This is a genomic window from Bradyrhizobium sp. CCBAU 25360 (genome assembly GCF_028128695.1).
Taxonomy (GTDB): domain Bacteria; phylum Pseudomonadota; class Alphaproteobacteria; order Rhizobiales; family Xanthobacteraceae; genus Bradyrhizobium; species Bradyrhizobium ottawaense.
Window position 1 is genome coordinate 150,194 of sequence record NZ_LBJA01000030.1, and the last position, 19,287, is coordinate 169,480.

Genomic DNA, 19,287 nt, shown 5'->3' on the forward strand with positions numbered 1-19,287 from the left:
CACTCTCCCGCTGGCATCGTCGTCGGCCTGAAGCGGATGCCGCAAGAAACGCTATTCGGTGACGAGCCAAGTGTCAGGGGAGGTCAGATGACATCGACGGCCGGGGAGAACTCGACCGATCGCAATGCCGTCCTGGCTGCACTTGGCGATTACATCCGAGAGATCGCCAACCCCGACGATCTCGCTTATGCCGCGGTAGAGCTGCTCGGCCGCAGCCTCAAGGTCAGCCGGGCAGGCTACGGCACGGTCGACACGTCGGCCGAGACCATTACCATCGCCCGTGACTGGAACGCGCCGGGCATTTTGAGCCTGGCGGGGGTGCTGCACTTCCGCGACTATGGCAACTACATCGAAGATTTGAAGCGCGGCGAGACGGTCATCTGTGCCGATGCGGAGAAGGATCCTCGCGTTGGCGACCGCGCCCGCGCGCTCGAAGCGATATCCGCTCGCGCGCTTGTCAACATGCCGATCTCCGAGCCCGACGGAGTCGTCGCGCTGCTCTACCTCAACAACGCAACCCCGCGGGTCTGGAGCTCCGAGGAGCTCGAGCTCATCCACGATGTTGCCGAGCGCACGCGAACCGCCGTCGAACGTCGACGCGCCGAGGCGGCGGTGCGGGAGAACGAGATCCGTCTGCTCTTCCTTGACGCTCTCAACAAGGAGACGGCCAGGACCCGCGATGCCGACGGCGTGATGGCAGTGACGACGAGAATGGTCGGAGAGCACCTCGGCGTCTCGAACTGCGCTTATGCCGACATGGATCCCGATCAAGACGGCTTCACCATCCGCGGGGATTGGGCGGCTCCTGGTGCGATGCATATCCTTGGCCACTACAGCCTGGCCGACTTCGGTGAGAAGGCGGTGCGAGAGCTCAGTGCTGGCAGGCCTCTCGTCATCAATGACAATTTGAAGGAGATCGCGCCGGAGGAGGCGGCCACCTTTCAGAACATCGGAATAGGTTCGACGATCTGCATGCCCTTGGTCAAGGAAGGGCAGCTCACGGCCTTGATGGCCATTCATCACCGCGGCCCGCATCGGTGGACGGCGCGCGAGCTCGCGTTGCTCACGGAGGTCACCGAGAGATCGTGGGCCCACATCGAGCGGGTTCGTTCGGAACAGGCGGCGCGAGAAGCTGCCGAACGCCTGAGTCTTGCGAACAGGGCGGCAGGTATAGGCATCTGGGACTATAATCCGGTGACCGACGTTCTTAGATGGGACAACCGCTGCAAGGAGGTGTTCGGTTTGTCGCCGGACGCCGAAGTGAGCTACGAAGGGGCGTTCCTGAAGGGTCTCCATCCAGACGACAGGCAGCGGGCCCACGAGGCCGTCTCCGCAGCCCTGACGCCGGATTGCCCGAAAAGCTACAACATTGAATTCCGAACCATCGGCATCGAGGATGGTGTCGAACGCTGGATCGCGGCGACGGGGCAGGCGATCTTTTCCAATAGGCAGGCCGTCCGGTTCATCGGGACGGTTCTGGATATTTCCGCGCAAAAGAAGACCGAACGCCAGCTTCGAATACTGAATGATACGGGGGCGTCGGTCGCCCGCGAACGCGACCTCAAGAAGATCGTGCAGATCGTCACAGATGCCGGCGTGGAGCTGACGGGCGCCCAGTTCGGAGCCTTCTTCTACAACGTTCTGGCGCCGGACGGCGGCAGCTACATGCTGTATTCGCTGTCCGGAGCGCCGCGATCCGCCTTTGAGAAGTTTCCTATGCCGCGCAACACCGCGGTGTTCGAGCCCACGTTCAGGGGGACGGGCGTGGTGAGGTCTGACGACATCCTGCAGGACCCGCGCTATGGCAGGAACGCGCCGCGTAAAGGCATGCCGGAGGGACATCTTCCAGTCCGATCCTACCTCGCGGTCCCCGTCATCTCGCGAACGAGCGAAGTCCTCGGCGGACTCTTCTTCGGCCATGTGGAGACGGGTAAATTCCAGGCAGAGCACGAAGCCGCCTTGCTCGGGATTGCCGGCCACGCCGCCACGGCTATCGACAACGCTCGGCTCCTGACCCGGCTCGAGGCGCTCAATGCCGAACTGGAGCAACGTGTCGCCGACGAGATTGCCGAACGCATGAAAGCCGAAGAGCAGTTGCGCCAATCCCAGAAGATGGAGGCCGTGGGTCAACTGACCGGAGGCATCGCACACGACTTCAACAACATGCTGGCCGTGATCCTCGGCAGCTTGAATCTCGCCAAACGACGGCTCGGCAAGGGAGAGGTCAACATTGACCGCTTCATCGAGGGTGCAATCGACGGCGCAAATCGCGCTGCCACTTTGACGCAGAGGCTGCTGGCGTTCTCGCGCCAGCAGCCTCTGGCGCCTGAAGTCGTGGACATCAACAAGATGATCGGGGGGATGAGCGAACTGCTCGAACGCTCGCTCGGAGAGCTTATCCGCCTCGAGGCAGTCCTGGCGGCCGGTCTTTGGCGCGTCAAGGCAGATCCGGCCCAACTGGAAAGCGCCGTGATCAATCTTGCGGTCAATGCGCGCGATGCCATGCCGAAGGGCGGGCGGCTGACGATAGAGACCAGCAACGCCTCGATCGATCGGAAATTTGCCCGGGAATATGCCCTGTCGCCCGGACAATATGTTCTCGTTGCCGTGACGGATAACGGCACCGGAATTCCGCCCGACGTGCTGGGAAAGGTGTTCGACCCGTTTTTCACGACCAAGGTCGTGGGTAAGGGCACCGGCCTCGGCCTCAGTCAGGTCTACGGCTTCGTGCGGCAGTCGGGCGGCCACGTCAAAGTCTACTCGGAAGTCGACGTTGGCACGACGGTGAAGATCTATCTTCCACGCTTCGCCGGCGACGAGGGAGTATCGACCCCATCGCAAGGAGTGACGCATCCCGGCGCAAGCCTTCAAAGTGAGACCATTCTCGTCGTCGAGGACGACGAGCGGGTCCGCAGCATCTCATCCGAAAGCCTGCGGGAGCTTGGTTATACGGTCATCGAGGCCGCGAGCGCCAAGGAGGCGATCAGGATGATCGAAAACGGTCTCGTCCCGGATCTGCTGTTTACCGACGTCGTCATGCCCGACATGACCGGCGCTGAACTTGCGGGCGAACTGTCGAAACGATACCCGGCTTTGAAGGTGCTGTTCACCACCGGCTACACGCGCAACGCAATTGTTCACAACGGCATGCTCGATGCCGGCAAGCATCTGCTGTCCAAACCCTTTGCGATCGAAGATCTGGCCGCGAAAGTCCGTGCCTTGCTGGACGAAATTTGATCGTCTATTCGGTCCGGCAAATCCAGCCGGTCCAGCCGACGGGTATCCATTCAAGCCCTGATGCTCTCGTTTGCAGCCGACTGGCGAAACCGTCGGCCTGCATGCGGCACGGTGGCCCCGGATTCCTCGAATGGCGAGGGCCGCACGAGATCCGAAACACGCATCGGTCTCAACATCATGACTTGACGGATGTGCGACACCAAGAAACGGATCAAGGGTCTGATCGCAGCCACTCCGAAAAGGCTCGGATGGTTCTTGCGCGCGGATGGCCTGCCTTACTGACCACATGGAAGCCGTAGCCAGGCAAGCTCAGCTTGAACGCCTTCACGAGCGTACCGGCGGCGAGGTCGTGTGCCGTGAGCACATCACTGAACACTCCTATTCCTTGTCCTGCGATCACCGCCTCGATGGCGTGCAATTCCTCGCGGAAACTCAGATGCTGCATGTCCTTGAACGGGGGGACGTCACGCCATCTGCGCTGAGCCGCGGCGAGCCATCGCTGCCAGGTGGGCGGCTCACGATCGGCCGGCGACCAATAAGAGTGGATCAGGACGTGATTTGCGAGGTCGACCGGTCGCATCAAGCGCCCCGTTGCAAGCAGGCGCGGACTGCAGACGGCCCAGAATGTATCGGTGAAGAGATCTTCGACGATGCCGTCTGTCGGCCGTACTCGGCTGGTCGCGTAGCGAATGGCGACGTCGCCGTCTCCGGCCTGCAGATCGAGCACCGTGTCAGTGCCGATGACCTCCAGCGGCACGTCGGGATGCAACTTGCGCCACAGGGGCAGGCGGGGCACGAGCCAGCGGCTGGCGAACGCGTTGGTCGTCGTCACGCGGAGAGGCTGTTGGGCGCCTTCCTGCTTGACGCTCGCAACGGCGGCGGCAAACGCCTCGAGCCCGCCGCGTATGACGGGGAAAAGCCGCGCTCCGGCATCGGTCAGCGAGAGTGGCCGTGGTCTGCGGCGGAACAGAGCGCGACCGCAATATTGCTCGAGCAACCCGATCTGGTGGCTGATCGCCGTTGGCGTCACGCCGAGTTCTGCCGCCGCCTTCTTGAAGCTCAGATGGCGGGCGGCGGCTTCAAAAGCGCGAAGCTCGATCAGGGGCGGGAGCTTGTGCATGCCGGCCAGTCTAGGTGAAATCAATTCATCGTCACCTGAATTCTTCGGATTTGCGCGGAGATCGTGCGCGGCCAAGGATATGGCGGGTCAAGCTGAGGAGATCAGGTCATGTCGTCCATCGCATCTGTCGCCAGCGCTGCCGCCGATCTTGGCGCCTCCTTCGGAGGACAACTGCTCAAACCGGCGGACGAGGGCTATGAGGAGGCGCGAAAGGTCCATAACGGGCTGGTCGACAAGCGGCCGGCATTGATCGCCAGGTGCCGCAGCGTGGCCGACGTCGTCGACGCCGTCGCTCTTGCGACCAGGCTCGGCCTCGAGGTCGCCGTTCGCGGCGGTGGCCACAATGTAGCAGGACGCGCAACCATCGACGGCGGGATCATGATCGACCTCTCGCCCATGAAGGGCGTCCGGGTCGATCCGGTCGGCAAGACCGTCTGGGCGCAGGGCGGGGCCACCTGGGGCGAGCTCAATCGCGAAACGCAACTTCACGGACTTGCGGTCACCGGCGGCGTGGTCTCGACCACCGGGATTGCCGGCCTGACCCTCGGCGGAGGACTGGGCTGGCTGATGGGCAAGTACGGTCTGGCACTGGACAATCTGCGGGCCGTCGAACTCGTCACCGCCGATGGCAGGGTTTTGCGCGCCAGCAGGCAAGAGGAGCCCGATCTGTTCTGGGCTCTCCGCGGCGGCGGCGGAAACTTCGGGATCGCCACCAGTCTCGAATACGATCTTCATACAATCGGGCCGATCATCACCGGCGGCCCGATCGTCCATCCCATCGAACGCTCCCGCGAGGTGCTCGAATTCTTCCGGACCAGCACGCGGTCGCTCGCGGACGAGCACATGCTGTTCGCATCCCTGACGCATGCGCCCGACGGCTCCGGCACGGAGGTCGCGGTCCTGGTCACCAGTCACTGCGGACCGCTGGCGGATGCCGAACGAGCGGTGCGGCCGCTGAAACAGTTCGGGACTCCGATCCTGGATGCAGTCGGGCCGATTCCCTATTGCGACCTCAACCGCATGCTCGACGCCAACTATCCGAAAGGCGCCTTCAACTATTGGAAATCGAACTTCCTCGCGGAGCTCAGTGATGGCGCGATTGCGACCATGATCGAATGCTTCGCGCGCTGCCCGACTCCCATGGGGCAGTTTCTGGTCGAACACGTCCACGGCGCGGCGGCCCGCGTCGATGCCGTGGATACGGCATTTCCGCATCGGCAGGAGGGCTATAATTTCCTGATTCTCGCGCAGTGGATGCAGGCCAGCGATACCAGCCGCTGCATGTCCTGGGCGCGCGACACCTACGAAAGGATGCGGCCCTTCTTCGCCTCCGGCCGCTATGTCAATTATCTCGATGATGACGAGACGGGCGATCCTGTCGCGGCCGCCTATGGACCGAACTACCGGCGACTGCAGCGGATCAAGGCGAAATACGACCCGACCAACTTCTTCCGCATGAACCAGAACATCCGGCCCCTGGCCTGATTGCCGGCTGAGGATTTCGTCGCTCCCATGGGCCGTGTTGATCTCTTCGGGAGGATTCGAGAATGGCTGTCGTGTGCCGGCCCGCTTGTAGCGACGATTTGGCGAGAGCCGACGAGATCGTGGTCGCCAGCATCAACGAACTCACGGAACGGCGGGGGTTCGGCAAGATGGCATCCTCTCGCCCGCACCATTTTCAGGCCTTCTCGCTTGCGGATGATCCCGAAGGTCTATGGGTTGCCGATGACGACGGAGACATTGTCGGCTTCGCGTGGAGTTGGGTGTGTGGCGAGCTTTGGTTCTTGGCGCAGTTGTTCGTGGCGCCTGATCGCCAAAGCGACGGCATTGGCAATCAATTGCTCGGGAAGTCATTCGCTCACGCGGCAACGCGCGGAGCATCCGTCAAGGCGTTGATTACCTTCACCTTCAACAACGTGTCTCAAGGCCTCTACATCCGTCACGGACTATTCCCGCGCTGTCCGATCTACATGGTCAGCGCGCCTCGTGACCGCCTGGCGTCACGGTTGGCTGAGCCGCTGCTCTGTCTTGAACCTCTTGCCGCCGCGACGGCCCGGTTCGAGGACCTGGTGCCCATTGATATCAGCGCTCTCGGCGTTTCCAGAGCGAAGCATCACCGATATCTCCTGGGCGACAGCACGACGAACGGGTTCACCATTCACGCCGGCCGCGAGTGCGTCGGGTACGTCTACGTTTCGGATGGACACATTGGTCCGCTCGCGGTCCGCCGGCAGGATCTGGTTGGCCCCGCCCTTGCGGCTGCGCTGTCGCTCGCGGCACGGGGCGGTGTTCCAACCATCTCGGCCTTCGTGCCGGGTACGAGCGAGCCGGCGCTCAAAGTCGCGACCGACCACGGCATGCATCTGACGCTCCCGATGCTGCTGATGTCCAATCGACAGTTCGGAGATTGGGTTAGTTACCTCCCGCGTAATCCGGGTTTCATGTAGATCTTGCGATCCCGCGTTGGCGGAACGCTGACTAGGCCGCGCGAACGATTCTGGCGTACACGCTGCGTTTGCAAGCCGACCTCGCAGGGGCTATGTCCGGGCCTCCCGGACAAGAGCCCTGACATGACAATCTCCGATGACAACGACCTGACGCGCCTGAAAGAGATCGGTCGCATCGTCGCCAATACGCTGGAGGCGATGGGCAAGGCGATTGAGCCGGGCATGAGCACCTCCGAGCTCGACCAGATCGGGCGAAAGCTCCTGGAGGCCGCCGGCGCGCGTTCGGCCCCGGAGCTGGCCTATGATTTTCCCGGGGCGACCTGCATCAGCGTGAACGAGGAGATCGCTCACGGCATTCCGGGCGAACGGCGGATCGCGCGCGGCGACCTCGTGAACATTGACGTGTCAGCCGAGAAGAAGGGCTTTTTTGCCGATACGGGTGCTTCCTTCGCCGTTCCCCCCGTAAACCGCGCGATCGAACGTCTTTGCCGGGACGGCCGGCGGGCGATGTGGACCGGCCTGCAGCAGGTCGGCGCCGGCAAACCGATTGCCGGGATCGGCCAGGCGATCGGGACCTTTGCGCGGAAGAAAGGCTACAGCCTGGTCAGGAATCTGGCCAGTCACGGCGTCGGCCTGTCGCTCCATGAGGAGCCGACGGAGATTGCAACCTGGCCCGACCGCTCCGAACGCCGCATCATGAACGATGGCCTCGTGTTCACCGTCGAGCCGTTCCTCTCCATGGGTGCCGAATGGGCGGAGAATGGCGACGACCCATGGACGCTTTACAGCAGCCCCGAGGCCCCGACCGTTCAGTACGAGCACACCGTGATCGCCACCCGCAACGGGCCTTTGATCGTGACGCTGGAGGGTTAAGCTGCCGACGCCGGAGTCGGATCACGTCAGTCGGTCGATGATCTGAAGGAGCCGGTCGCAGGACGCCTCGATCCTTTTGAGTGGAGACGTCGCGACGCCTAGCAACAGTCCCGGGCGCGCCGAAGCCTTCGAGGCATACCAGAGCGAGAGCGGCGTGGGCGCAAGTCCGAACGATGCAGCTTGCCTGGCGATGGCAAGATCAGGCGCTCCGTCCGGCAAGCGCAGGACCGCGGCCAGTCCTGCAATCGCAACGTTCGTGGTGCGCGTTCGAAGCTGCTTCAGCAGTGCATCGCCTTGCGCGGTGTAGGCGCGCTTGGTGCGCCGCAGATGCCGCAGATAATGGCCCTCGCGGATGAAGTCTGCCGTGGCGAGCTGCACCGCGGGGCCGGGTGCCGGCGCGAGGCACGCTGCGGTCTCGGCGAATCGCGACGCCAGAGCGGCCGGTGCAACGACAAAGCCGAGCCGTAGGGCAGGGGTTACGGTCTTGCTGAAGGAGCCAATGTGAATGACGCGGCCGGCGCGATCGAGCGAGGCGAGCGCCGGCGTGGCCCGGCCCTTGAGCTGAAGTTCGCTGAGATAGTCATCCTCGATCACCCAGGCGTTGTTTTGGTTCGCCCAGTCGAGCAGGCGCGATCGACGTGCCAGTGACAGCGTGGATCCGAGCGGCGCCTGCTGCCCCGGTGTCACGACAACCAGCGCGGCGTCGGGCGCCTGTTGCAGGCCGTCATCGACATCGATCCCATCTGCGTCAACCGTGATTGGCACGATCGACAGTCCCGCAAGTTCGAGGCCGTGCCGGGTGAAGGGAAAGCCGGGATCCTCCATCCAGACTTTCTTCCTTTGCCCAAGGTCGAGGACACGGAGCGCCAGGCCGAGGCCGCCGCTGAAGCCGCTGGTGATGATGATCTGGGACGGTGCGCATTCGATCCCGCGCGCCAGCGCAAGGTAGGCCGCGATCTCGCGTCGCAAGTCCAGTTCGCCGCGCGGGTCGGGGTAGATCGCAGGTACGCTCATCTCGACGCGAACCGCCCGTGCGCGCATTCGCGCGAGCAGCGTCGCAGGAAAGGTCTCCTGCGAAGGAACGCCCATCTGGAAGATCGCCGGCCCCGCCGTGAGTTCCTGGTACATCTCCATGAACGAGCCGGGGTCCGGCGCCTTGTCCCGCCGCACGGGAATGGACGGTCGGTCGGCGACATGGGTGCCTGTCGCGCGGGCCGCGATGATCAGTTGGGCCGATGAGAGCTTTTCATAGGCTGAGCGCACGGTGCCGCGCGCGACGCCAAGCTGGGCCGCCAAATCCTGCCATGAGGGCAGGCGCGCGCCCGGGGCGAGCACGCCGCGCTCGATGGCGGCCCTGATCCCCCTGTGGATTTGCTCCGCCAGCGGCGTCTTCGCCGACCGGTCGAGCTTCAGCCGCAGCGATCTGGTCATGATCCTTGGTACACGATTTCCCCGCGTTCTTGGTCCTTTTTTATAGACCACGGCAGGGGCATCTGAGGGAGGAAAGAGGGGCTCCCTCGATCATCAAGGAGAAAGCGGATGAGTGAACGCCTCAACTACAACCACATTGCACCGGCAGGCGCGAAGGCACTGGGCGGCGTCTATGGCTACGTCATGCAGAGTGGGCTTCCCGCGACGCTGGTGACCCTCGCTTACCTGCGCGTCTCACAGATCAACAACTGCGCCTACTGCCTCGACATGCACACGCGGGATCTGCTGAAGAGCGGTGTGAAGGTCGAAAAGCTCGCGCTGCTGCAGGCTTGGGCCGAGGCCGGCGATCTCTTCGACGACCGCGAGCGCGCGGCCCTCGCCTGGGCCGAGACTGTCACCCGCGTCGCCGAGACCAACGTGCCCGATGAAGCCTATCAAGCCGCCCGCAAGGTCTTCAGCGAGCGCGAGCTTGTCGATCTCACGATCGCAATCAGCCTGATGAATGCGTACAATCGCATGTCGATCAGCTTCCGAAATACTCCGCAGGCCGCGCTCGAGAAGGCGGCCTGACGGATCGCGCGGCATCAGTCGAAATGCAAAGTAGGAGCTTGAAGATGATGAGCGTGATTTCCAGCGTCAAAATCCCCGACAGCAAGCTGGCGCGCGAGGCGGCTGAACTGGTGCGCAGCCACGAAGACGACATGCTTTTCAACCATTCCGTCCGAGTCTACGTCTTCGGTGCCATGAAGGGGCTGCGTCAGCAGCTGAAATTCGATCCCGAACTTCTTTACGTCGCGGCGTTGTTTCACGATCTCGGCCTCGTCGACCATTACCACACGCAGACAAAGCGATTTGAGGTTGACGGAGCCGACGCTGCGCGTGAGTTCCTGCGGGCGCGCGGCATCGCCGAGCCGCAAGCCGATCTGGTGTGGGAGGCAATCGCGCTGCACACCACGCCCGGCATTCCGCAATTCATGCGGCCGGAAATCGCGCTCACCAACGCGGGTGTCCTGGTGGACGTCGTGGGCATTGGGTATGACGACTACACGCCGGAGCAGCGCGACCAGGTGATCTCGGCGTTTCCGCGCGGCGACTTCAAGAACGAGTTCCTGAAGGTGCAGACCTGCTCGGCGCTGAAGAAGCCGCAGACGACGTTCGGGACGGTCAATTTCGACTACATCGAGGATCACGATCCCAGCTTCCGCAAGCCGAATGCGTGCACGCGCATCCGCAGCACGCCCTGGCAGAGCTGAGCCGATGACGGCATTCGCCGCACGCCTACGCCGCCCTATCTCCGGCGGAAACTGAACGGTTAGGATCCGGGGCGAGGCGGCGCGCTCGAGCGGCGAGGGCGCGTTGGTTTCTTCAGCGGAAAATACGGGTTCACCACGCAACTCGCCGAGCGTCCGACGGCGAGATATCGGCACTGCTCGAGCGAGCCGTAGCGGCAGTCGAAATAGCCGACAGGGCCGTAGATCTGCATGCACACGGGATAGCTCGGATCGTAGGTCTGCGCGGGTGCAGATCCGCCCGCGAGAAGCAGGCCGATCACGACCAGTGCGAGGCGAGCCCGGCGCATCTCAGCGCAGGAAGTAGCCTGGTGAATAGCCCGGCGTCTGCGCGCGCGGACGATTCTGGTAGGCGTAGGGGTCGTCGCTCTGCCCGACGAAATACGGATTGGCGATGCAGGTCAGCGCGCGTCCCGATGCGCTTGCCTGACACTGCGCGTAGGTGTCGAACCTGCAATTGCTCAGGCCCGGCCATTCATCGCCGGTGAGGCAGAATGGATGATGCGTTCCGAACGCGCGTGCGGGTGTTGATGTGCTCGACACGAGTGCAAATGTGGCGGTAGCGAGCGAAAGTGTGGCGACAATGGGGAGGACAATTCGTCTGCGCATCTTCAATTCTCCATCACGCGAATGTGCGCGCGACGTTGTTACGCGCGCATGCAATTTATCTCGTGTCGCCGACAATGGAACTACAGAAAACACTTATTTCAAAGGGTTTCCAGAACGCGCTGATAAATCTTCATTAATGAAGCGCGGGCCTTTGGAGCGAACTGTTGCGTCGAGGTTACAGCAATTCCGTCGATCACTGTTATGACCACGCTGCGGCCAGGGGGCCTAACGACGAAACTGGAACGGGACTCAAATGAAGAAGAATTTGTTGCTTGCCGCTGTGAGCCTTGTCGCGCTGAGCGCGACTGCGCCGGCGCTGGCTGCCGACCTCGCAGCTCGGCCGTACACCAAGGCGCCGCCGGCGGCGATCGCCGCGGTCTATGACTGGAGCGGCTTCTACATCGGCATCAACGGCGGCGGCGGTTCGTCGCACTCGACCTGGGATCTCGTCGGCGGCGGCCGCGAAGGTTCGCATGATGCGACCGGCGGCACGGTCGGTGGTCAGATCGGCTATCGCTTTCAGTCCGGCCAGTGGGTGTTCGGCGTGGAAGGTCAGGGCAACTGGGCCGACTTCTCGGGCGACAATGTCAGCGCGCTGTTCGCAACTCGCAACCGCTCGAAGATCGACTCGTTCGGTCTGATCACCGGTCAGGTCGGCTACGCCTGGAACAACGTCCTGCTCTACGTCAAGGGCGGTGCGGCTGTGGTCGGCGTCAAGTACGACGTTTCCAGCACGGTCTCGGGCGCGCTGCTGTCCTCGAACGACCAGACCCGGTGGGGTGGTACGGTCGGTGCCGGCCTCGAGTACGGTTTTGCGCCGAACTGGTCGGTTGGCGTCGAGTACAACCACATCTTCCTGTCGGACAAGGACGTCACCTTCGCCGGCCTCGCGGGTACCGACCGCATCAAGCAGGACGTCGACATGGGTCTCGTCCGCCTGAACTACAAGTTCGGCGGCCCGATGATTGGCCGTTACTGAGACTGATCGTTCTTCGTTGAGCGGTCCTCGAAAGCCCCGGCCTTGGCCGGGGCTTTTTTATTGCGTGAATTCAGCGAGTTAACCATTGCTCCTGGAGGTCGTCCGCCGCGCTTGACTCTTGAGAACGAAATGAGAACAATGTTCTTCATACGTTCCAACAAGGGAGCAAGCCATGTTCAGGGTTTTCGTGGAAGAGGCCGCCGCACTGGCGTCGATCACGCTGTTCGTCGGGATGATCGCGATCTGGGCGCAGGTCATACCGCAGCTCTAGGGGCAGCGGTTTTGTAAACCGCAGCTCCCCTTTACCGGTGCCCCCTTGGGGAAAAGCAGGACGACGCGGCCAATTGGCCGCTCCGGCGTAGACTCTGAAGCTGCGACACCTCACCATTGCGAGGCGAGTCGGCAAACGAAGGCAAACGGCGAGTGCATGATGCCTTGAGGAGCCGGCGACCGCTCCATTCCATCTGCAAGAGGCCGTCACGCGACCATGCCGAGCGCCGGATTTGTCCACCTTCACGTTCACTCGGCCTATTCGCTGCTCAAGGGCTCGATCAAGATCGCCAAGCTCGCCGAGCTTGCCAAGAAGGACCATCAGCCGGCGCTGGCGCTGACCGACACCGACAATCTGTTCGGTGCGCTGGAGTTTTCCGACAAGATGGCGGGCTCCGGCATCCAGCCGATCGTCGGCTGCGAGCTGGCGATCGATTTCGGCGACCAGGATCCGAATGCGCGCAACGCGATGGGGCCGTCGCGCGTGGTGCTGCTGGCCGCGCAGGAGCGCGGCTATCGCAGCCTGATGCGGCTCAACTCGCGCGCCTTCCTCGAATCGCCGGATAGCCATGCTCCGTTCGTCAAATTCGACTGGTTCGAGGGCGAGACCGAGGGGCTGATCGCGCTGACGGGCGGACCTGACGGGCCGATCTCGCTGGCGCTGGCCGGCGGTCATGCCGAGCTCGCCGCCTTGCGCTGCGAGCGTCTGGCCGGCCTGTTCGGCGACCGCCTCTACATCGAATTGCAGCGCCACAACACCGAGAAGGAGCGGCGCGTCGAAAGCGGCCTGATCGACCTCGCCTACGCCAAGGGACTGCCGCTGGTTGCGACCAACGAGCCGTATTTCGCCGCGACCGACGATTACGAAGCGCATGACGCGCTGCTGTGCATCGCCGGCGGGCGGCTGATCGCCGAGACCGAGCGCGAGCAGCTCACGCCGGATCATCGCTTCAAGACGCGCGCCGAGATGGCGGTGCTGTTCGCCGACATTCCGGAGGCGCTGGCCTCGACGGTGGAGATCGCCGAGCGCTGCTCGTTCCGCCCGATGACGCGCAAGCCGATCCTGCCGTTCTTCACCGTCGGTGCCGCGCAGAGCTCGGACGCCGCCGCGGTCGAGGCGGCGGAACTGAAGCGCCAGGCGGAGGAGGGGCTCGTCAATCGCCTGCGGGTCCATGGCCTGTCGCAGGGCATGACGGACGAGGATTACAGCAAGCGCCTGGCGTTCGAGCTCGACGTCATCATGCGCATGAAATACGCGGGCTACTTCCTGATCGTGTCCGACTTCATCAAATGGGCGAAGGGCCAGGGCATTCCGGTCGGGCCGGGCCGCGGCTCCGGCGCAGGCTCGCTGGTCGCCTGGGCGCTCACCATCACCGACCTCGATCCGATCAAGTTCGGCCTGCTGTTCGAGCGCTTCCTCAATCCCGAACGCGTCTCGATGCCGGACTTCGACATCGACTTCTGCCAGGACCGCCGCGGCGAGGTGATCAGTTACGTGCAGCAGCGCTACGGCCGCGATCAGGTGGCGCAGATCATCACCTTCGGAACGCTGCAGGCGCGCGGCGTGCTGCGCGACGTCGGCCGCGTGCTGCAGATGCCCTATGGCCAGGTCGACAAGCTGACCAAGCTGGTGCCGCAGAATCCCGCCGCGCCCGTCACGCTCGCGGCCGCGATCGAGAGCGAGCCGAAGCTCCAGGCGTTCCGCGACGAAGACCCGGTGGTGGCGCGCGCCTTTGACATCGCCCAGCGCCTGGAAGGCCTGACCCGCCACGCCTCGACCCACGCCGCCGGCATCGTGATCGGTGATCGCCCCCTGAGCGAGCTCGTGCCGCTCTACCGCGATCCCAAATCCGACATGCCGGTGACCCAGTTCAACATGAAATGGGTCGAGCCCGCCGGCCTCGTGAAGTTCGACTTCCTCGGCCTGAAGACGCTGACCGTGCTCGACGTCGCCTGCAAGCTGCTCAAGCCGCGCGATATCCATGTCGATCTCGCCACGTTGCCGATCGACGATGCCGAGAGCTACCAGATGCTGGCGCGCGGTGAGGTGGTCGGCGTGTTCCAGGTTGAAAGCCAGGGCATGCGGCGCGCGCTGGTCGACATGCGCCCCGACCGTTTCGAGGACATCATCGCCCTGGTGGCGCTGTATCGCCCGGGCCCGATGGCGAACATCCCGACCTATTGCGCGCGCAAGCACGGCGACGAGGAGCCGGAATATCTGCATCCCGTGCTGGAGCCGATCCTGAAGGAGACGTTCGGCGTCATCATCTACCAGGAACAGGTGATGCAGATCGCGCAGGTGATGTCGGGCTATTCGCTCGGCGACGCCGACCTGCTGCGCCGCGCCATGGGCAAGAAGATCCGCGCCGAGATGGACAAGCAGCGCGACATCTTCGTCGCGGGTGCGGTAAAGAACGGCGTGCCGAAGGCGCAGGCCGAGACCATCTTCGAGCTGCTCGCCAAGTTCGCCGACTACGGCTTCAACAAGAGCCACGCGGCGGCCTATGCGCTGGTGTCCTATCACACCGCCTACATGAAGGCGCATTATCCGGTGGAGTTCATCGCGGCGTCGATGACGCTCGACCTCAACAACACCGACAAGCTCTCCGAATTCCGCGCCGAGGCGCAGCGCCTCGGTATCAAGGTCGAGCCGCCGAACATCAACCGTTCCGGCGCGACCTTCGAGGTCGGCGACAAGGTCATTTACTACGCGCTCGCAGCGTTGAAGGGCGTCGGCATCCAGGCGATCGAGCAGATCATCGAGGAACGGGCCAAGCGCGGACTGTTCACCTCGCTCGCCGACTTCGCCGCGCGGGTCAATCCGCGCGCGATCAACAAGCGTATCATCGAAAGTCTTGCCGCCGCCGGCGCCTTCGACACGCTGGAGACGAACCGCGCCCGCGTCTTCGCCGGCGCGGACTCGATCCTCGCCGCCTGCCAGCGCGCGCATCAGGCCGAGACCATCGGTCAGAACGACATGTTCGGCATGTCGGCGGATGCGCCGACCATCATGCTGCCGCAGATCGAGCCGTGGCTGCCGGCCGAAAAGCTCCGCCGCGAATACGATGCCGTCGGCTTCTTCCTGTCGGGCCATCCGCTCGACGATTACGCCACCGTGCTGAAGCGGTTGCGGGTGCAGAGCTGGGCCGAGTTTTCGCGCGCGGTGAAGACCGGTGCCACCGCCGGCAAGGTCGCAGCCACCGTGGTCTCGCGCATGGAGCGGCGCACCAAGACCGGCAACAAGATGGGCATCATGGGGCTCTCCGATCCCACGGGCCACTTCGAGGCGGTGCTGTTCTCCGAAGGCCTCGCGCAATATCGCGACGTGCTGGAGCCGGGCGCTGCCGTGCTGCTGCAACTCGGCGCCGAGCTTCAGGGCGAGGACGTCCGCGCCCGCGTGTTGCATGCCGAGCCGCTGGACGATGCCGCCGCCAAGACGCAGAAGGGCCTGCGCATCTTCCTGCGCGACACCAAGCCGCTGGAATCGATCGCCAAGCGTTTGGCCGGGCCCGACATGGCCGCCTCGAACGGCGCCGCGCCGAAAGTCGGCAGTCCGGGCATCGCACCGCGCTCGAATGGCGACGGTGAGGTCTCGCTGGTAATGATGCTCGACCTCGAGACCGAGGTGGAGATGAAGCTGCCCGGCCGCTTCAAGGTCTCGCCGCAGATCGCCGGCGCGATCAAGGCGGTCGCGGGCGTGGTAGACGTGCAACAGCTCTGACATTGCGGGCCCCGCCGCAAACCAAAGCTTAACTATTTGGCCCGCGCCCGGTTTCGAAGTCGCTCGCGCGCAGCTATCAGTTGTTGTCACGAGAATCGCGTTGGGCGGGAAGCCAGGAAGAACAACAACCATGTGCGACAAATGCTCCGAAAATCTGCTTCAATCGACCGCTCCTTCGCGGCGCTCCATGATGCTCTTTGCCGCTTCGGCGCTCGGAGTGGCAGCGTTTGGCGGGACCGCGTTGGCCAAGGAGGCGAAGGCGCCGCCCAAACCTCAGAACGTGCTGTCGCCCGATGCGGCGCTCAAGAAGCTGATGGAGGGCAATGCGCGCTACGTGTCGGGTGTGTCGCGCCGCCACGACTTCACGCATGAGCGCGAAGCGCTGGTCGGCGGTCAGAATCCCTACGCGGCCGTTTTGAGCTGCGCCGATTCGCGCATCGCGCCCGAATATGCCTTCGACAGCGGACGCGGCGATCTGTTCGTGTGCCGTGTCGCCGGAAACTTTGCCGGCGACGAGACCGTCGCGAGCATGGAATATACCGTCGCCGTGCTGGGCACGCCCCTCATCCTGGTGCTCGGCCATGACAATTGCGGCGCGGTCGATGCGACCATCAAGTCGCTGAAGGACGACAAGCCGCTGCCGGGACACATCCCCACGCTGGTCTCCGCGATCGCACCTTCGGTGAAGACGGCGGCCGGGCAGAGCGGTAACGCGCTCGACAACGCCATTCGCCAGAACGTCATCGACAATGTTGCCAAGCTGAAATCCGCCGCCCCGCTTCTCAACGCAGCGGTCGAACAGGGCAAGCTCAAGGTGGTCGGCGGTATCTATCGGTTGCGCACAGGGGCCGTCGAGTTGATCGCGCAGGGCTAAAGCCCAGCTTCGGGAACACCGGAGCCAGGCGGTCGGCCTCCGTCGGGCAAGAGGCCGGCCGCCATACAGCCGTCTGTGGGATCCGCGCAAGGGTCGATCTGATCGCGCAGGGCAGGGACTTGAAGGAGCCTTGCGAAGTTTCTAGGCTCGCGGCCTTGAGGCTGGCGTGAGCTGATTTGCAGCTGACCTGAAGCTGACGCCAGCAGCCGCGTGGCCACGCCACCGCCTCAATCCGAGCTTTTCGTTCAACCGCCGTTCAGCCGGCTGCGCGCCTCATGCGTGGTGGCACCTCAACTACAGTAGCGGGCAAGCAAGCCATGCGTGGGACGTTTCGAGTCGTCATTTGCCTTCTCCTGCCGATCGTGGCCCTTGCCGCCGGCGCGCCGGGAGCAGCAAACGCACAGCAGCAGGAGAAGCGCATCGCACTCGTGGTCGGCAACGGCGCCTATGCCAAGTCGCCGCTGGCAACGACCGCGAACGACGCCGGCCTGATCGCGCAGACGCTGCAGGCAGCCGGCTTCGACGTCGTCGGCGCGCGCGATCTCGACGGCGATACGCTGCGCAAGAGCTTTCGCGACTTCATCCAGAAGGCCCAGGCCTCGGGGCCGGGCACCGTCGCGATGATCTATCTTTCCGGCTACGGCGTGCAGCTGGCCGGCGAGAACTATTTCATCCCGGTCGATTCCAACATCACCCGCGACACCGACGTTCCGACCGAGGCGTTGCGGATCAGTGATTATGTGCGCCAGCTCGCCTCGATCCCGCTCAAGGCCAACATCGTCGTGCTCGACGCGGCCCGCGCGCAGCCCTTCATCGAGGGCGGCCAGCCGATCGCGAGCGGTCTGGCGCTGGTCGAGCCCGAGCCGAACATGCTGATCGCGTTCAACGCGGCACCCGGCACGGTCGCGCCGGAGGAGGCGGGGCCTTACGGCATCTACGCCCAGTCGCTGGCCGAGATGATCCGGACCGGCGGCCTGCCGCTGCCTGAGGTGTTCGACCGCATTCGCCTGCGTGTCAATGAGGCCTCCAAGGGCGCGCAGGTGCCCTGGAACGAGCAGAAGATCTCGGCGCCATTCTCGTTCTTCGAGCGCGGGCCCGACGCGCCGCCCCCGGAGGCCGCGCCCGACCAGGTCGCCGCGATCCGGAGCAAGCCGATCCGCGACCTCGGCGTGCGGGATGCCTATGCCGCCGCGCTCGAGCGCGACACGCTGCCGGCCTATGAGGAGTTTCTCGCCGCCTATCCCGGCGATCCCCTGGCGAAGCGCGTGATGGCGATCGTCGCGGCGCGCCGCGAAGCGATCACCTGGAGGCGCACCTACCGGAACGATACCCCGGAAGCCTATTGGTCGTATCTGCGCCGCTATCCGCGCGGGCCGCATGCGGCGGACGCGCGCCGGCGCCTCGCGATCCTCACCGCGCCGGCCGAGCCGCCGCCGAGCTTTGCGATGATCGACTACGACGTGCCGCCCCCGCCGCCGGAGGAGGTGGTCTATGTCGACCGTCCCGTGCTGTATTTCAGCGATCCCGATTTCGGCTTCGCGCCGCCACCGCCGCCGCCGGTCTACTATCTGCCGCCGCCGCCGCCGGATTTCGTCGTGCTGCCGCCGCCGCTGCCCGTGGTCGGCCTGTTCGTGCTGCCGCAGCCGGTGTTCGTGCCGATCCCGGTGTTCGTCAGGCCGCCGGTCTATGTCGCGCCGCCGCCGAACAACATCATCTACCAGAACATCCATAATACGACGGTGATCAACACCGTGATCAACCGCCTGCCGGCACCAGCACCGGCTACGGGGGCAGGGGCCGGACCGGGCAATCTGGCGCCAGCGATTGCCGGCCGTGCCAACCCGGCCGGGCCTGCCGTGCCGCAGGCGGTCGTGCAGCGCGCCGCGCTGATCCAGCAGGGCAAGGCGCCGATGCCGCCGAGCGCGGCGATCCAGCCGACGGCGAGGCCCGGCCCGCCTCCGGTGACGCCGACGACGGCAGTCGCGCCGACCGCAGCGCCATCCGCTGCGCCGCAGACGGCGCCGACACTTGCTCCGCAGACCAGGCTGCCCCAGGCCAACACGCTGCCGGTTCCTGGTGCCCATGGTGGCCCGCCGCCACCGCCGGCCGGGGCAGGGGCTTTGCCGGGCGGAAGGCCCGTGCCGCCGACGGCGACCGCACCCGGTGCGACACCGCCGGCTCGTCCGGGGGCGCCGACCACAGCTGCACCCGGCACAACGGCTGCTCCTGGCACAACACTGCCTGCCCATTCCAATGCGCCAACGGCTGCCGCGCCGGCAACCGCTGCGCCCACTGTGGCCAACCCGACTGCTGTGCCCGGCCAGGCGCCCAAGCCGCCGGTGGCACAGACGCCGCCCGGCGCCGGGCCTGCGGATCGCGCCAAGTCTGCGACCCGTGAGCCTGCAGGCTCGCCGCCCGCCGCCGCGGGCGCGCCGGC

Annotated in this window: 14 protein-coding genes; 10 read left to right on the forward strand and 4 right to left on the reverse strand. The window is 64.6% G+C overall.

What is annotated here, in order from left to right; translation table 11 throughout:
- The first annotated feature begins 87 nt into the window (after positions 1-87).
- Entirely contained in the window at positions 88-3,237 is a 3,150-nt protein-coding gene (locus XH81_RS07985; protein ID WP_028141498.1) for a GAF domain-containing protein, read from the forward strand.
- Between the two features lie 211 nt (positions 3,238-3,448).
- On the opposite strand, the gene XH81_RS07990 is transcribed toward XH81_RS07985, so the two are convergent.
- Positions 3,449-4,357 carry a LysR substrate-binding domain-containing protein gene (locus tag XH81_RS07990; RefSeq protein WP_028141499.1) on the reverse strand — a complete coding sequence of 303 codons (909 nt, stop codon included), beginning with the start codon at positions 4,355-4,357 and terminating at the stop codon, positions 3,449-3,451.
- 108 nt (positions 4,358-4,465) lie between these two features.
- Between XH81_RS07990 and XH81_RS07995 the strand changes: the two genes are divergently transcribed.
- The 3 genes from XH81_RS07995 to map all read left to right on the forward strand — a co-directional run bounded on the left by XH81_RS07995 (position 4,466) and on the right by map (position 7,677).
- Positions 4,466-5,842: an FAD-binding oxidoreductase gene (locus tag XH81_RS07995; RefSeq protein WP_028141500.1), complete on the forward strand. Its 1,377-nt coding sequence runs from the start codon at positions 4,466-4,468 to the stop codon at positions 5,840-5,842.
- Positions 5,843-5,904: 62 nt separating this feature from the next.
- Positions 5,905-6,804 (forward strand): GNAT family N-acetyltransferase, encoded by a 900-nt coding sequence (locus XH81_RS08000; protein ID WP_028141501.1) that lies wholly within the window; start codon positions 5,905-5,907, stop codon positions 6,802-6,804.
- A 123-nt stretch (positions 6,805-6,927) separates the two neighbouring features.
- Positions 6,928-7,677, forward strand: coding sequence for a type I methionyl aminopeptidase (gene map / locus XH81_RS08005; protein ID WP_028141502.1), 750 nt, complete (start codon positions 6,928-6,930; stop codon positions 7,675-7,677).
- A 21-nt stretch (positions 7,678-7,698) separates the two neighbouring features.
- On the opposite strand, the gene pdxR is transcribed toward map, so the two are convergent.
- Positions 7,699-9,108 carry a MocR-like pyridoxine biosynthesis transcription factor PdxR gene (gene pdxR / locus XH81_RS08010; protein ID WP_028141503.1) on the reverse strand — a complete coding sequence of 470 codons (1,410 nt, stop codon included), beginning with the start codon at positions 9,106-9,108 and terminating at the stop codon, positions 7,699-7,701.
- A 108-nt stretch (positions 9,109-9,216) separates the two neighbouring features.
- Here pdxR and XH81_RS08015 point away from each other — a divergent pair, with 108 nt between their 5' ends.
- Together XH81_RS08015 and XH81_RS08020 are read left to right on the forward strand one after the other, a co-directional pair.
- Positions 9,217-9,678 carry a carboxymuconolactone decarboxylase family protein gene (locus XH81_RS08015; protein ID WP_028141504.1) on the forward strand — a complete coding sequence of 154 codons (462 nt, stop codon included), beginning with the start codon at positions 9,217-9,219 and terminating at the stop codon, positions 9,676-9,678.
- Between the two features lie 44 nt (positions 9,679-9,722).
- Complete coding sequence (locus tag XH81_RS08020) at positions 9,723-10,361, forward strand: HD domain-containing protein (protein WP_028141505.1); 639 nt, start codon at positions 9,723-9,725, stop codon at positions 10,359-10,361.
- 59 nt (positions 10,362-10,420) lie between these two features.
- Here XH81_RS08020 and XH81_RS08025 read toward each other — a convergent pair whose 3' ends face one another.
- Together XH81_RS08025 and XH81_RS08030 are read right to left on the reverse strand one after the other, a co-directional pair.
- Positions 10,421-10,687, reverse strand: coding sequence for a DUF3551 domain-containing protein (locus XH81_RS08025; RefSeq protein WP_028141506.1), 267 nt, complete (start codon positions 10,685-10,687; stop codon positions 10,421-10,423).
- A gap of 1 nt (position 10,688) precedes the next feature.
- A complete protein-coding gene (locus tag XH81_RS08030; protein WP_028141507.1) occupies positions 10,689-11,006 on the reverse strand; it encodes a DUF3551 domain-containing protein in 318 nt (105 codons plus the stop codon).
- 253 nt (positions 11,007-11,259) lie between these two features.
- Here XH81_RS08030 and XH81_RS08035 point away from each other — a divergent pair, with 253 nt between their 5' ends.
- The 4 genes from XH81_RS08035 to XH81_RS08050 form a co-directional block, all read left to right on the forward strand.
- Positions 11,260-11,985 (forward strand): outer membrane protein, encoded by a 726-nt coding sequence (locus tag XH81_RS08035; RefSeq protein WP_028141508.1) that lies wholly within the window; start codon positions 11,260-11,262, stop codon positions 11,983-11,985.
- 487 nt (positions 11,986-12,472) lie between these two features.
- On the forward strand, positions 12,473-15,976 hold the full coding sequence (gene dnaE, locus XH81_RS08040) for a DNA polymerase III subunit alpha (RefSeq protein WP_028141509.1): 3,504 nt from the start codon (positions 12,473-12,475) through the stop codon (positions 15,974-15,976).
- 130 nt (positions 15,977-16,106) lie between these two features.
- Positions 16,107-16,850, forward strand: coding sequence for a carbonic anhydrase (locus XH81_RS08045; protein WP_028141510.1), 744 nt, complete (start codon positions 16,107-16,109; stop codon positions 16,848-16,850).
- Positions 16,851-17,167: 317 nt separating this feature from the next.
- Positions 17,168-19,287 (forward strand): caspase family protein (locus XH81_RS08050; protein ID WP_271596095.1); only part of this gene is annotated, 2,120 nt, incomplete at its 3' end.

Coding starts and splice junctions, on each gene's coding strand:
- XH81_RS07985 (WP_028141498.1), top strand. CDS start 88: ATGACATCGACGGCCGGGGAGAACTCGACCGATCGCAATGCCGTCCTG.
- XH81_RS07990 (WP_028141499.1), bottom strand. CDS start 4,357: ATGCACAAGCTCCCGCCCCTGATCGAGCTTCGCGCTTTTGAAGCCGCC.
- XH81_RS07995 (WP_028141500.1), top strand. CDS start 4,466: ATGTCGTCCATCGCATCTGTCGCCAGCGCTGCCGCCGATCTTGGCGCC.
- XH81_RS08000 (WP_028141501.1), top strand. CDS start 5,905: ATGGCTGTCGTGTGCCGGCCCGCTTGTAGCGACGATTTGGCGAGAGCC.
- map (WP_028141502.1), top strand. CDS start 6,928: ATGACAATCTCCGATGACAACGACCTGACGCGCCTGAAAGAGATCGGT.
- pdxR (WP_028141503.1), bottom strand. CDS start 9,108: ATGACCAGATCGCTGCGGCTGAAGCTCGACCGGTCGGCGAAGACGCCG.
- XH81_RS08015 (WP_028141504.1), top strand. CDS start 9,217: ATGAGTGAACGCCTCAACTACAACCACATTGCACCGGCAGGCGCGAAG.
- XH81_RS08020 (WP_028141505.1), top strand. CDS start 9,723: ATGATGAGCGTGATTTCCAGCGTCAAAATCCCCGACAGCAAGCTGGCG.
- XH81_RS08025 (WP_028141506.1), bottom strand. CDS start 10,687: ATGCGCCGGGCTCGCCTCGCACTGGTCGTGATCGGCCTGCTTCTCGCG.
- XH81_RS08030 (WP_028141507.1), bottom strand. CDS start 11,006: ATGCGCAGACGAATTGTCCTCCCCATTGTCGCCACACTTTCGCTCGCT.
- XH81_RS08035 (WP_028141508.1), top strand. CDS start 11,260: ATGAAGAAGAATTTGTTGCTTGCCGCTGTGAGCCTTGTCGCGCTGAGC.
- dnaE (WP_028141509.1), top strand. CDS start 12,473: ATGCCGAGCGCCGGATTTGTCCACCTTCACGTTCACTCGGCCTATTCG.
- XH81_RS08045 (WP_028141510.1), top strand. CDS start 16,107: ATGTGCGACAAATGCTCCGAAAATCTGCTTCAATCGACCGCTCCTTCG.